Below are 14,578 nucleotides of genomic sequence, written 5' to 3' on the forward strand. Positions count from 1 at the left end.
ACGGTATCATGGCAAATATGAGTCTGGAAAAAATCAAGATGCCCGAACAGGCACCTGATGTAAGAAATAAAAACTTTAAAGAGGTTTCCCTCGGCTATACCGAGGAAATGGCAATCGAAGAAGCGCAGAGATGCCTGAACTGTAAGCATAAGCCCTGCGTGAGCGGCTGTCCCGTTAATGTACGCATCCCCGAATTCATCGCAGAGGTTGCAAAGGGCGATTTTATGGCGGCTTATAAGGTGATTACCTCCACAAACGCTCTGCCCGCGGTCTGCGGTCGTGTTTGTCCGCAGGAAAGCCAGTGCGAATCCAAATGCGTCAGAGGCATGAAGGGCGAGGCTGTTGCCATCGGTCGTCTGGAACGCTTCGTTGCCGATTGGTATATGAAAAACTGCGATGAGCTGCCCGAAAAGCCTGCCTCCAACGGCAAAAAGGTTGCTGTCATCGGCTCCGGTCCCTCCGCACTTGCCTGCGCAGGGGATCTGGCAAAGCAGGGCTACGAAGTAACCATGTTCGAAGCCTTCCATAAGGCAGGCGGCGTATTGGTTTACGGTATTCCCGAATTCCGTCTGCCCAAGGCAATCGTGCAGAAGGAAATTGATAAGCTGACTGCTCTGGGCGTAAAGATTATGACAAATATGGTTATCGGCAAGGTGCTTTCCATTGATGAAATCATCGACGATATGGGCTTTGATGCTGTCTTTGTCGGCACAGGCGCAGGCCTGCCCTCCTTCATGGGTATCCCCGGCGAAGCATTGGTCGGCGTTTATTCCGCAAATGAATACCTGACAAGAATCAATCTGATGAAGGCATATCTGCCCGAATATGATACCCCCATCCGCAACAGCAAGGCAGTCGCTGTTGTCGGCGGCGGTAACGTTGCCATGGATGCGGCAAGATGCGCAAAGCGTATGGGTGCGGAGCATGTTTATATCGTATACCGCCGTTCCGAAAAGGAAATGCCCGCCCGTCTGGAAGAGGTGCATCACGCAAAAGAGGAAGGCATTGAATTCCACCTGCTCGAAAACCCCGTACAGATTCTCAATGACGGCAATGGTCAGGTTTGCGGCATTGAATGCTTGAAAATGGAACTTGGCGAACCCGATGCCAGTGGCAGAAGAAGCCCCATCCCCATCGAAGGCTCCAATTATGTGCTGGATGTAGATACCGTTATCATGTCTCTCGGCACCTCCCCGAACCCCCTGATTCGCAGCACCACAAAGGGTCTGGAAACAAATCGTAAGGGCTGTCTGGTTGTCAACGAGGAAACAAACCAGACCACAAGAGAGGGCGTTTATGCCGGCGGCGATGCCGTAACAGGCGCAGCAACCGTTATCCTCGCAATGGGCGCAGGGAAAAAGGCAGCCGCAGCGATTGATGAATACTTAAAGAATAAATAATTGCGAAGGCTCTGCCCTTGTCTCCCCCTTTGTAAAGGGTGTACCTAAACTTTACAAAAAAGCGGTTTCCGAACGGAAACCGCTTTTATTGATTATTTTATCATATTGTGCTTCACCGGTTAAAAAAGCCGACCTTTATTCCACCCGAACATTTATCGGCTTTACCGTAAGATTACCACTGCCCGCAACACTGTACCATCTTCCTCTTTCGAGCTTGATTTTTTCCGTCATGCCATGCGTAATGTATCCGATTGTGTATTTCTCTCCCGTTTCAACATCGGTAAAAACCACATCCGTATCACTATCACCGCTTACCCTTACCGTCCCAAAAAGCGGCTGTATCTGTTCTGCCTTCACGCCGCCGTCCTCGTTTGAAAGGGTAAAGGTATGCTTTCTCTGTATAGCAGAATAAGCCAAAATCCCTGCCAGAAAGACCACTGCCACGCATAAAATAATACGCTTTGCTTTCATCCGAACACCTCTTTCAAATCCGAATTTAGAAGTTACTTTTTGACTTCCTTTGTGATTTCAGTTGTCTCTAATTGTACCTGATAAGTGTTTTCTTCTCCGCTCAAATTAGTTGTTTTCAATTCAAACCACAAATTATCAGTCAACTTATCATCACTATCTCCGAGAATGTCCCCGGAAATTTTTCCAATATTTCCGGAAACATCTATTGTCCCACCGGTCTGATCATCAACACCATTAGAGAGCAAAATTTCTTTTTCACTTCCATTGATATAAATGGTAGTTGAATATGTGGTAATATCAGAAAAATCGTCTGACATCACTTTCAAATCGCCACCATAGCAAATTTCATCTTTGCCATCTAAAATAATTACACCATTTGACACAGAAATATATTCATTTTCTCCGCTAAATGAATATACCTTTAAGGGCTGTTCTTCATTGCTTTCGGGGGAAGTGTTGCACCCTGCAAGCAGAACCGTACAAGCAAGCAACGATAGCATAACTGCCCTTATCTTTTTCATTAATATCACCATCCCATCAAATTTCCGATTTATCGTTCCTTTCAGGCGCACCTGCGCCGCCTTTCTTCCTGCCGTTTCCGGCACTGCGGGGAAGGGTTTGGAAAGGGAAACCTCGTTGCCCTTTCCTCGTCTGCGGAGGTTTGGAACCCATTACAGAAGGTGCGCCCAGATAAGAAACCCTGAATTCTGAAATGCTGAAAGTTACAGCTACTGCGTCAGTTTCCCTTGACAGCCTAAGTCAAAGGATGCCTGCGGGAAACTTCCTTATATCCGCAGTCTTTCAGCTATTTCATCTTCTTCATATTTTCTTATTGGGACACACCTAAACCGGTTCCAAGTTTTTGTTACTTTTTAGCATAAAAAGTAAGGATGGAACGCCTTGTTTTGCCGTAAAAGTTCTAAACGGGCGAATGACTAATGTTGTCCAACCGCCACTTTTCAGGCGCACCTGCACCGCCTTTCCTATCTTACTGCTTCAAATTTCTCCCGAACGTATAAATATACCACACCATTCATGCCAAAGGTACCCATAATCAGCACAACCGCCGCAACCACAATCGCCCCGATGGTATCCATCAGCCCTGCGAAATCCCTAATCTGCACACGGTAGCGAATCTCCAGAAACTGTAGAAAAAGCGCCGCCACACAGCAGCAAAAGCTTAAAAAAACATATTTACTCAAGCCGCCGAAATTTCTGACCTTACCTCGCGCCGCGTATGGAATCCACCATGCCGCCAACCCCAATAAAATACTTCCGATACTATAATATACACTCATCTGCATTTTCTCCTTTCCGCAAAATATGCCGTCTTTTCCATTACTGCCATCTGCTCCAACCATTTCTTTTTTGTGCTTTCACGCCCTTTCTTTGTTTCGTTTCTCTGATTGAACAAAGAATTATTGCCTGCATCTATAAAGCTCCTTTATTCCGGCTATAAACGACATAAGAATGATGATTATGTAAACAATTCTCATTCCAATGGAACGTTCCGCCCAGTTGTCAACCGCAATGAGAGACCACAGTATCCCCTGCACAACCTGCACACCCCCTTCGATTTTCGGATTGTCCTTCTTCTTATATCGCATAATCAGCAAAGCAACATAAAGAACCAGCATAATTATCAATAAAATTTTTGTCACCATGATACCTCCATAAAAGATTCCTCTATAAAATTAGAATTTGCCATTTTCCCGCACCTATGGCTTCTTATCAAAGAGGCTGCATCATCTCAAGGATGATACCATCTGGATCTCTGAAATAAAAAGCTCGACTTTCCCCAAATCCATCTGCTCTAAAATCGAAATACTGCGGTTCAGACAAGCACTCCACATGATTTTCAATCAGGGTTCTGTAGACAGAATCTATGTCATCCGTGTAGAAGCACACTTCTGAGATGGATGTCGTAAACAAATCGGATTGTTCTTTATGGATTTCGCCGTCTACAAACTGAATCAGTTCGACCGGCGGTGCTTCAATAGCCTTGGAGCCATTCAAATATGCAACTCTTGCTTTGCAATTTGCTCTACGAAACATTTTATCTGTTTCTTCGCCTTTCATAAAAATTTCTCCTTGAAACTCAAGACCAAGGATGTCTCTGTAGAAAGCAATCGAGCGATCCAAATCAGAAACTGTTAATCCAACGTGATAAATTCTTCCAACCATATATATTCCTCCCAAGAAATACCGATTTATTGTTCCTTTCAGGCGCACCTGCGCCGCCTTTCTCCCTGCCGTTTTCGGCACTGTGGGGAAGGGTTTGGAAAGGGAAACCTTGTGTCCCTTTCCTCGTCTGCGGAGGTTTGGAACCCATTACGAAACGGGTTCCAAGTTTTTGTTACTTTTTAGCATAAAAAGTAAGGGAGAAAGCCCTCGTTTCGCCGAGAAAGTTCCAAACGGGCGAATGACTAATGTTGCCCAACCGCCACTTTTCAGGCGCACCTGCGCCCAACCGGCGCAAAGCACTGCTTTCCCTTTATTTGGATTATAGCACAAAACCCGCGCCCCATTTCTTAAGACTTTCTTACAATTCCCCCTCGCCTTTTGGTTGCAAAATCCCCTTAGGATTGCTATAATTTGAAAAAACACACCAAGGAGGACTTCCCATGAAAATTGCTTGCTACGCTGCGGGTTCCGTCGGCACAAATAATTATGTAATTTCCGATGACAACGGTATCACCGCTATCATCGACTGCGACGGCAGCCCTGCACCTTTATATCAGTATGTAGAACAGAATCATCTCAAGGTTACACATATTCTGCTGACCCATGGACATTATGACCATATCGGCTCCGTCAACGAGGTTGCCGCACATTTCGGCTGTAAAATCGTCGGCGCGGCAAAGGAAATGCCCGTCTTCACCGATCCTGCGCTCAACTGTTCCCAGTTTGTCGGCGGCCCCATCATCGTTCACCCCGATATTCTGGTTTCCGAGGGCGATAAGGTAACCGTCGGCGATATGGAATTTGACGTAATGGAAACCCCCGGACATACCGTAGGCTCCATCTGCTTTATCGGCAAGGATATCATTTTCAGCGGCGATACCCTGTTTCAGGGCTCCTGCGGCAGAACAGACCTCCCCACCGGCGATTGGGATGATATCAAAAAATCCCTGAAAAGGCTCGCCGCACTCCCCGGGGATTATCAGGTATATTCCGGTCATGGCCCTGCCACCACGCTGGAAACAGAACGCAGAACCAACCCCTACATGAGATAACCCGTTTCCCCCGCACTGCCTGCGGGGGTTCTTTTTTTCTGTTCGCTTGTTCCCTCCTTTGCTTTTTGCTATACTAAAATCAATACTAATTTTTTGAGAAAAAGGAGGGCTCCCCATGAAATACATTCTTTCCTTAGACCAAGGCACAACCAGCTCCCGCGCGATTCTTTTCGACCAGAACGGGCAGATGAAAAGCGTTGCGCAGAAGGAATTTCAGCAATACTATCCCCACCCCGGCTGGGTGGAGCATGACGCTCTGGAAATCTGGGAAACACAGCTTTCGGTTGCGCGCGATGCCATTGCCAAGCTTGGCATTTCCGCAAGGGAAATTGCCGCCATCGGCATCACCAACCAGCGCGAAACCACCATCCTCTGGGACAAGCGCAACGGAAAACCGATTTATCATGCCATTGTCTGGCAGTGCAGAAGAACCGCACCCTATTGTGATTCTTTGCAGGAGCAGGGCTACACCGAAAAAATCCGCAAAAAAACAGGGCTTCTGATTGATGCCTATTTCTCCGCAACAAAAATCCGCTGGATTCTGCAAAATGTTCCCGAAGCAAAGGCACTTGCAGAAAGCGGCAATCTGCTTTTCGGCACCATTGATACCTGGCTGATTTGGAACCTAACCGGCGGACAGGTTCATGCCACCGATTATTCCAACGCCTCCCGTACCATGCTGTTCAATATCCATACGCTGGAATGGGATACCGAGCTTCTGGATCTACTGGAAATCCCGCGTTCCATCCTGCCCGAGGTGCGCCCGTCCAGCGGCATTTTCGGCAGCACGCTCCCCCTTCTCTTTGGCGAAAGCATCCCGATTGCAGGGGCGGCAGGCGATCAGCAGTCCGCCTTATTCGGGCAGGCGTGCTTCTCCCCCGGCACCGCCAAGAATACCTTTGGCACAGGCGGCTTTCTGCTGATGAACACAGGAGACAAGCCCGTTTTTTCGCAAAATGGCTTAGTCACCACGATTGCATGGGGTCTAGGTGGCAAAATCACCTACGCACTGGAGGGCTCTATTTTCGTTGCAGGCGCGGCAATCCAATGGCTGCGCGATGAATTGGGGCTGATTTCCTCCGCCGGGGAAACAGAAGGACTTTGCAGAGAGGTTCCCGATACCTGTGGTGTCTATCTCGTGCCTGCCTTTGTGGGCTTGGGCGCGCCCTATTGGGACCCCTACGCGCGCGGCTGCCTAACAGGGCTGACCCGCGGCGCAAACCGCTGTCATATCGTGCGCGCGGCAGTCGAGTCCATGGCATACCAAACCTATGATGTCCTCCACGCTATGGAGCAGGATGCAGGCATTCCCCTCGCAGAGCTGCGTGTGGACGGCGGTGCGGCGGCAAATTCCTTCCTGCTGCAATTCCAGTCCGATATCACAGGCGTACCCGTTTTACGCCCCTCCACACTGGAAACCACTGCCCTCGGCGCGGCATATCTGGCAGGGCTTGCCGTCGGCTATTGGGCAGATTTATCGGAAATCCGCCGCAACTGGCAGGTTTCCGCCGCCTTCTCCCCTGCGGCAGAAAGTGAAAAAATCAAGGAAAAGCTGGCAGGCTGGCATCATGCGGTCAGACAGGCAAGGCTCTCCGATGAGGCAGAATAACTATATCTTGTTAAAATATGCCGTATATATTGATTTTAACCACCAGATATAGTATAGTATTCGATATACTCAAAAATTTTATTTCTTGCCGAAAAAGGAGGAAGGCTTATGTATGTCATCAAAAAGGATAACACCCACGAGGCATGGAATGTGCAGAAGGTCGTGGTTGCAGTTAATAAATCCGCTTATCGTGCCATGGTAAAATTCACACAGGAGGAGCTGGATTTCATCTGCTCCTTCGTGGAGGATAAGGCACGCTCTTTGGGGCGGGAGGGCATCCCCATCGCAGAAATGCACAATATCGTCGAAGCCGCCCTCGAGCAGGTGAAGCCGGAGGTTGCGAAAAGCTATCGGGACTACCGCAATTATAAGCAGGATTTTGTAAAAATGCTGGATGAGGTGTATAAAAAAAGCCAATCCATCATGTATATCGGGGACAAGGAAAACAGCAACTCCGACAGCGCCCTTGTTTCCACCAAGCGTTCTTTGATTTATAATCAGCTCAACAAGGAGCTTTATCAGAAATTTTTTATGACAACCGAGGAGCTGCAGGCGTGTCGGGATGGGTATATTTATATCCATGATATGTCTGCCAGAAGGGACACCATGAACTGCTGCCTGTTTAACGTGAAGGATGTGCTGACAGGCGGCTTTGAGATGGGGAATCTCTGGTATAACGAGCCGAAAACACTGGAGGTTGCCTTCGATGTCATCGGGGATATCGTGCTTTCCGCGGCGAGCCAGCAATACGGCGGCTTTACTGTGCCCTCCGTGGATTTGCTCCTTGAGCCATTTGCGGAGAAAAGCTACGAAAAATATTACCGCCGCTATATCGATATGGGTCTGACCGCGCGCATCGCAGACAGAGAAGCCATGAAGGATATCCAGAAGGATTTCGATCAGGGCTTTCAGGGCTGGGAATATAAATTCAATACCGTTGCGTCCAGCCGCGGCGATTACCCCTTCATCACAATGACCTTCGGCACAGGCACAGGCAAATTTGCGAAAATCGCATCCATCACTATGCTGAATGTCCGCAGAAAAGGGCAGGGCAAAAAGAACTGCAAAAAGCCTGTTCTTTTCCCGAAGCTGGTGTTCCTCTATGACGAAAACCTGCATGGCGCAGGAAAGGAATTGGAGGATGTCTTTGAGGCAGGGATTCTCTGCTCCTCCAAGAGCATGTACCCCGATTGGCTTTCTCTGACAGGTGAGGGCTATGTAGCGGAGATTTACAAGAAATACGGTGCCATCATCAGCCCCATGGGCTGCAGAGCCTTCCTCTCCCCCTGGTTTGAGCGGGGCGGCATGGAGCCTGCCGATGCAGAGGACAAGCCTGTGTTCGTCGGGCGGTTCAATATCGGCGCGGTCAGCCTGCATCTGCCTATGATTTATGCCAAGGCAAAGCAGGAAAGCAGACCCTTCTTCGAGGTTCTGGATTACTATCTGGAGCTGATTCGTCAGCTGCATATCCGTACCTATGCCTACCTCGGCGAAATGCGTGCCTCTACAAATCCTCTGGCGTATTGTGAGGGCGGTTTTTACGGCGGTCACCTGAAATTCCATGAAAAGATTAAGCCGCTCTTAAAAACGGCGACAGCGTCCTTCGGCATTACGGCGCTGAATGAATTGCAGGAGCTCTACAACGGCAAATCTCTGGTTGAGGACGGGCAGTTTGCGATTGATACCCTACAGCATATCAATGATAAAATTGCGGAATACAAGAAGGCGGACGGCAATCTTTACGCCATCTACGGCACGCCTGCGGAAAGCCTCTGCGGCTTGCAGATTACGCAGTTCCGCAAGAAATACGGCGTGATTGAGCATGTTTCCGACCGCCCCTACGTTTCCAACAGCTTCCACTGCCATGTGACCGAGGATATCACCCCGATTGAAAAGCAGGATCTGGAAAAGCGCTTCTGGGATTTATCCAACGGCGGCAAAATTCAATATGTAAAATACCCGATTGATTATAATTTGGATGCCATCCGCACCCTTGTGCGCCGTGCCATGAAATTAGGCTTTTATGAGGGGGTCAATCTTTCCCTTGCCTATTGCGATGACTGCGGGCATCAGGAGCTGGAAATGGACGTTTGCCCGAAATGCGGCAGCAAAAATCTTACAAAAATCGAGCGCATGAACGGCTATCTTTCCTACTCCCGCGTGAAGGGGGATACCCGTCTGAATGACGCAAAAATGGCTGAAATCGCAGAAAGGAAGAGTATGTAATGCGGTATCATAATATTACAAAGGACGATATGCTCAACGGCGAGGGGCTGCGTGTGGTGCTCTGGGTGAGCGGCTGTTCGCACCACTGCGAGGGCTGTCATAACGCCGTCACATGGGACCCTGAGGGGGGGCTTGTCTTTGATGCAGCGGCAGAGGAGGAGCTGTTCTCCCTGCTCTCCCGCGACTATATCAGCGGCATTACCTTCAGCGGCGGCGATCCGCTTTATACGGGCAATCGGGAGGAAATCGAACGGCTGGCGAGGAAGGTCAAGCTGGAATACCCGGAGAAAAATATCTGGCTGTATACAGGCTACCGCTGGGAGGAAATCAGCGCACTGCCGCTGATGCAATACATTGATGTGCTGGTGGATGGGAAATTCATCGCAGATTTGAAGGATACCAAGCTGCACTGGAAGGGAAGCTTCAATCAGCGCATCATTGATGTGCAGAAATCCCTGCAAAGCAGCTCCCTTTACTTATACCATGCAGAATGAGAGAGGAACGAGATATGGAAAAAATCAAGATTAAATATCTGAGCGATAAAATCGAAAGACTGCGCTACATTGACGGGAAATCCGACTGGATTGACCTGCGTGCGGCAGAGCGTGTAGAGCTGAAAAAGGGCGAATTTCAGCTGATTCCGCTGGGGGTTGCCATGCAGCTGCCGCAGGGGTTTGAGGCGCATATTGTGCCGCGCAGCTCAACCTTCAAGAACTTCGGCATCATCCAGACGAACCACTGCGGCATCGTGGATGAAAGCTACTGCGGCAACAATGACCAGTGGTTCATGCCGGCATTTGCGCTCCGGGATACGGTGATTGAGGTGAATGACAGAATCTGCCAGTTCCGCATATTTGCGCATCAGCCGACGCTGACATTTGAGGAAACAGACGACCTTGGGAACGAGGATCGCGGCGGACTCGGCTCGACCGGAAAGCAATAAAAACGGCGGACTTTACTGGACAAAGTGGACAGATTGGACACCCATTGGACACCAAAAAGACGGGGTGTGGACACCCCTGCGGACACAGAAAAAAAGTGATTTTCCAAAAGGAAAATCACTTTTTTGTTTTGGGGTAGATTATTCTGCTGTATAAGTGAAAGTAATTGTTACTTCTTCACCATTCAGTGTGCCTTTAATCACAATTTCAGTATCGTCATTTGTATTGAAACCATCTGCTGTTAATTCTAAGGAATCAACACCATAGCCCTTACTATCTACTTTACTATAGTTGTGTTTACCCCAAGAATACCAGCCTTTATCTGTGTATTTGTTTTCTGCAACTGTGACTTCTGTAATATTGCCTAAAAAGCTCTTCAATTCACTTTCGCTAAAACCATTAAACATTAAACGATAGCGACCGTCTACAAGTTCGCAGCTGCTTACTTTATATTTAGCTTCTTCTGTATTATCGTCTTTGCCGTCGGAGCTGCCGCCTGCCTTCTTGATTGTGTAGGTCAAATCAGCATAGCCTTCTGCTGTAATGACAATTACAGTATCCTTAGTTGTATCAACGCCATTGACTGCCAAATCCAGAATATCATAAGCGGATGTACCGTAAGCGTCATTTTCCGCTTTTACTCTGAATGTGCTTTCTTTCATATAGGTGCTTTCTTTGGTATATGTATCGCCGTTTACAGTTACGCCTGTTACCTTATTCAGATATGCTGTAAGCTCTGTGCCGCTGATTGTGCCAAAGCGCAGTCTGTAGTAATCACAATCTTCAAAGAAACCGCTCTTTGTAGTCAGTTCTGCCTTTTCAACTGTAGGAGCTGTCAGCTTACCCTCGTCGGGATCGGTTGTACCACCGCCATTTGTTTTATTGATTGTGAATTTTACATCTGCATAGCCTTCTGCTGTAATGACAATTACAGTATCCTTAGTTGTATCAACACCATTGACTGCCAAATCCAGAATATCATAAGCGGATGTACCGTAAGCGTCATTTTCCGCTTTTACTCTGAATGTGCTTTCTTTCATATAGGTGCTTTCTTTGGTATATGCAACGCCGTTTACAGTTACGCCTGTTACCTTATTCAGATATGCTGTAAGCTCTGTACCGCTGATTGTGCCAAAGCGCAGTCTGTAGTAATCACAATCTTCAAAGAAACCGCTCTTTGTAGTCAGTTCTGCCTTTTCAACTGTAGGAGCTGTCAGCTTATCATCTTCGCCGGGGTCGGTAGTTGCGCTATCACCTTTCAGTGTATAGGTCATTGTTTCGTAACCCTTCGCCTCAACGGTGATTACTGTGCCTTCGCCTGTTGCGTCAATGCCGTTTACAGCCAAATCCAAAGCATCCTTATAACCGCCATAGGTGGAATCTGCAATCTTTGTACGATAGTTATCATTCTGGAAGTAAATGCTTGTTGCTTCTGTGTATGCTTTCGTGCCAACGGTTACCTTTTTGATTGCGCCCAGATATGTATCCAAGTCCTTACCCTCCAGACCGCTGAAGGTCAGACGGTAATAATCAGTGCTTTCCAGTAAACCATCCTTGTCTTTCTTTTCATGCTTTGCAACGGAAGGTGCTGTTTTCAGAGGTGTTGTTCTCTCTACTGTAAATCCTTCTGTTGTCAGTGCTTCATAGTAGTTTGCAGATACGGAAACGGTATAGGTACCGGGTTCTACGTTTTTCAGTGTGATGGTTTTGCCATCTTCGCTTACTACATAGTAAACAGCATTGCTGCCTTCATAGCCCTGATGATATACTGTTTTTTCCGTGCCGTCGCTGTTTTTCAGCACAACGCCGCTGAGGTTTTTCAGAAAATCCCCTTCGGAATTTGTTACTGTGATGACAACATCCTGCCCTTCGCTGATAGGTGTTGCTACAGAAAGGGACAGTTCTTTTTCTGTTTCCTTCGCATAATCAATGGTAACAACATTGCTGAGGTAGCCTGTTGCATCTACTGTGATTTTATTTTCGCCGATTTTCAGTGCGTCTGCTTTGATTGTAATCTTATTGCCTTCGATGGTATAAGCATCTGCGCTCAGTTCCTGCCAGTTATCATTCAGATACAGCTTTGTAATCTTGCCCATGTAAGCATCTGCATTTTCAAAGGTAATTTCAACATCCTGATTTTCCTTTGTCTCGCCTACTGTAGTCTTGGGCGCTTCCAATCTGCCATAGGTATTGCTATGCTGAATATCACCCAGCAGACCATCTTCCAGAACCTCTTTTACTGCGGAAGGTCTGTTCGGGGTTGTTTTCACATTGCCTGCCGCAATATATTCTGCGTAGCCAAGCCATTCGGCACCTGCTACCTTTGCATCATTGACTGCATTCAGATAGCCTGTATGGGTGTTATAAGTTGTATCACCCTGATTGAATACCGCGTCGCAGATTACATTGTACCAGTTATCTACTACCTTTGTTGCTGCCGCGCAGGTTACGCCCATTTCTTCCAACAGCAGTGCATTTGCCAGCAGGTCGCTATCGAACAACAGGTCTGCGGAAACCTTATAGCCGCCGCTGCTGTCGGAAGAACCACCGCCGCTGCCGCTGCCTGTAGCGTGTGTCATTACGTCATACGCTGCGGACTGATAAACTACAGCTGCCTGCTTGGAGGATACATCCTCGCCGCCTGTTACGTTGAAGCTCTTGCTGAATTCCTTAAAGCCGTTGCTACGGATTGTGATGGTATAATTGCCGTTATAGGGCAGGTTATTCACGCCTTCTTCTGCGTTCACATCGTTATACAGAACAAACAAATCGCCGAAAAGGAAATAATCGTTGATATAACGCAGTTCCTTTGTATCCCCCTTCGGATCTGTCAGTGTTACGCTTTCGATGGGAGTTGTGATTGCATACGTCATATCCTTTACATCGAAATGCAGGTTTCTGCCGGAAACTGCGGTTTCTCTCAGAAGGAGTGTAGGTGCTTTTTCATTTACCACATGGATGGGAACCAATACGGATGCCTTATCGCCGCCATTGGATTTTACGCGTACATAGTAACGACCGTTATTGCGGAAATTGCTCTGTCCGATAGGAATGGTCAGTTCGCCGACCTTATTGTTATAGTGGGCAACATCCCCTGCCGATGTATAGGTCAGATTGGAGTTGATTGTGTTCTTGTTTTCGTTATACTCTACCAGCTCCAGCTTGTTAATGCCGTTGAACCATGCTTTTTCTTCATCGGTATTGAAGTTGAACATAATGGTTACATTGCCTACAACCTCACCAAAAGTTTCGCCATCCTTTACTTCCGCATCGGGGGAGTAATAGGGATGTGCGTTTGCTTCTTCTGTCAGATTAAAGGTTGTTCTTGTGGGATTGATACGAACATTGCCGTCCTTATCGTAGTTTGTCAGATAATAATCCCATGCTGCAACAGCACCATGCGCCCATACATACTTAGGCAGATACTGTGTGCCTGCATAAACGGATGCCGCACCGCTGCCGTTCAGATTGATGGTCTGTGTTTTATCACCGCTCTTGATAACAACCTGCTTGGGTGTCCTTACCAGAGGCAGCTTTGCGATTGTGCCGTCTGTGGTCACCTTGGACAGTTTCGCTGTTACATCTATGCCGTCAACCGTTACGGAAGTTACTTTTTCTATGCTATAGCCATCCTTGAATGCCAGAGGCAACCACGTACCCATATCGGTGCTTTCTACCACTGCTTTTTCTGCATCCACGATAGCCTCTGCGGTTGCTGTGCTGCCGCTATTGGAGCCGCCGCCGCTATGGGAGCCGCCGCCGGAGGAGGAACCGCCGCCGCCGGATGTTTTCTTAGTATTGGTTTTGGTGGCTTCATCGGCTTTGGCTTCTTCTTTATTTTTATCATCAGAAGCAGCGGAGGAGCCATAAAATTCCTGCATACGATACAGCAGCTGTGCAAATTCTTCTCTTGTTACCTGCTGTGTGGGGCGAAGGGTCTTATCCTCATAGCCTGACGCATAGCCCTGTGCAATCATTGCGGAGATTGCCGCCTTTGCCCAGCTGCTGATGCTGCCTGCGTCGTTATAGGATGCAAGTGTGCTTTCATCGCCACCTGTTACGGCAAAAGCTCTGACCAGAATGGCGAACAGCTCCTGTCTGGTTACGGGGCGATCGGGGTAGATGGAATCTCCATCGCCATAGAGGATATTCAGCTCGACTGCCTTTGCCATTGCGCTGGCATACCATGCGTTTTTATCCGCGTCTGTGAAGTTATCCAGCACGCTGACATCGCCTGCGCCTGTTTTCATCACGCGAGAGAGGATTGCCGCCAGCTGTGTGCGTGTTAAGGCAGCCTTCGGCGCGATTTTATCCTGGCTTACTCCTGTGATGAAATTATTTTTAACAGCAAATTCCATTGCGTCCTTGGACCAATTCTGCGGAAAATCAAAATAATCCGCAGATGCGGCAGCATAAGCCTGACTGCTCAACAGTACAGATGTGCAAAGTACGCCCGACAGCAATCGGTACATTCCTTTGTTCTTCATAAAATTCTCCTTTCGTTTCCCTTCCCTATTACATTTTTTTGTGTCTGCAAGATTAAAAATAATTGTTTTTAAAGAATCATTCTACTGTTAGCTGTATCTAACTTTCAGCAGTTTATCATCTGTAATATTCGCTTGTCAAGGCAGATTCTTCCAAAAATACACTTGTTGAAAAATGTTTTCATCTTTTGATTTTATTGCAAAAAAGTCT

12 protein-coding genes are annotated in these 14,578 nt (G+C 47.7%); 6 read left to right on the forward strand and 6 right to left on the reverse strand.

Going from position 1 to position 14,578, the window contains the following annotated elements; all coding sequences use genetic code 11:
• Positions 1–8 precede the first annotated feature (8 nt).
• Positions 9–1,400, forward strand: coding sequence for an NADPH-dependent glutamate synthase (gene gltA / locus EJE48_RS03460; RefSeq protein ID WP_016407599.1), 1,392 nt, complete (start codon positions 9–11; stop codon positions 1,398–1,400).
• 135 nt (positions 1,401–1,535) lie between these two features.
• On the opposite strand, the gene EJE48_RS03465 is transcribed toward gltA, so the two are convergent.
• From EJE48_RS03465 to EJE48_RS03485, 5 genes are all read right to left on the reverse strand, one after another.
• Positions 1,536–1,871, reverse strand: a complete 336-nt coding sequence (locus tag EJE48_RS03465) for a hypothetical protein (protein ID WP_118580084.1) — start codon at positions 1,869–1,871, stop codon at positions 1,536–1,538.
• A 32-nt stretch (positions 1,872–1,903) separates the two neighbouring features.
• Positions 1,904–2,443, reverse strand: coding sequence for a hypothetical protein (locus tag EJE48_RS03470; RefSeq protein WP_243107953.1), 540 nt, complete (start codon positions 2,441–2,443; stop codon positions 1,904–1,906).
• A gap of 411 nt (positions 2,444–2,854) precedes the next feature.
• Positions 2,855–3,169, reverse strand: a complete 315-nt coding sequence (locus tag EJE48_RS03475; protein ID WP_118580087.1) for a hypothetical protein — start codon at positions 3,167–3,169, stop codon at positions 2,855–2,857.
• 120 nt (positions 3,170–3,289) lie between these two features.
• Positions 3,290–3,532, reverse strand: coding sequence for a hypothetical protein (locus EJE48_RS03480; RefSeq protein WP_124984301.1), 243 nt, complete (start codon positions 3,530–3,532; stop codon positions 3,290–3,292).
• 70 nt (positions 3,533–3,602) lie between these two features.
• Positions 3,603–4,055, reverse strand: coding sequence for a VOC family protein (locus EJE48_RS03485; protein WP_016407594.1), 453 nt, complete (start codon positions 4,053–4,055; stop codon positions 3,603–3,605).
• Between the two features lie 440 nt (positions 4,056–4,495).
• Here EJE48_RS03485 and EJE48_RS03490 point away from each other — a divergent pair, with 440 nt between their 5' ends.
• From EJE48_RS03490 to EJE48_RS03510, 5 genes are all read left to right on the forward strand, one after another.
• Complete coding sequence (locus tag EJE48_RS03490) at positions 4,496–5,107, forward strand: MBL fold metallo-hydrolase (RefSeq protein WP_016406615.1); 612 nt, start codon at positions 4,496–4,498, stop codon at positions 5,105–5,107.
• Positions 5,108–5,222: 115 nt separating this feature from the next.
• Positions 5,223–6,716: a glycerol kinase GlpK gene (gene glpK, locus EJE48_RS03495; protein WP_118580093.1), complete on the forward strand. Its 1,494-nt coding sequence runs from the start codon at positions 5,223–5,225 to the stop codon at positions 6,714–6,716.
• A 108-nt stretch (positions 6,717–6,824) separates the two neighbouring features.
• The gene (gene nrdD / locus EJE48_RS03500) at positions 6,825–8,942 is read left to right on the forward strand and encodes an anaerobic ribonucleoside-triphosphate reductase (protein ID WP_118580096.1); all 2,118 of its coding nucleotides are present in this window, start codon (positions 6,825–6,827) and stop codon (positions 8,940–8,942) included.
• Complete coding sequence (nrdG, locus tag EJE48_RS03505; protein WP_016406618.1) at positions 8,942–9,436, forward strand: anaerobic ribonucleoside-triphosphate reductase activating protein; 495 nt, start codon at positions 8,942–8,944, stop codon at positions 9,434–9,436. Before nrdD ends, nrdG begins: the two co-directional genes overlap by 1 nt.
• A gap of 14 nt (positions 9,437–9,450) precedes the next feature.
• Complete coding sequence (locus EJE48_RS03510; protein WP_118580099.1) at positions 9,451–9,885, forward strand: dUTP diphosphatase; 435 nt, start codon at positions 9,451–9,453, stop codon at positions 9,883–9,885.
• A gap of 138 nt (positions 9,886–10,023) precedes the next feature.
• Here the strand turns inward: EJE48_RS03510 and EJE48_RS03515 are convergent, their stop codons facing one another.
• Complete coding sequence (locus EJE48_RS03515) at positions 10,024–14,370, reverse strand: hemoblobin-interacting domain-containing protein (RefSeq protein WP_124984302.1); 4,347 nt, start codon at positions 14,368–14,370, stop codon at positions 10,024–10,026.
• Positions 14,371–14,578 lie beyond the last annotated feature (208 nt).

The sequence above is a fragment of the Anaerotignum faecicola genome (assembly GCF_003865035.1).
Classification (GTDB): domain Bacteria; phylum Bacillota; class Clostridia; order Lachnospirales; family Anaerotignaceae; genus Anaerotignum_A; species Anaerotignum_A faecicola.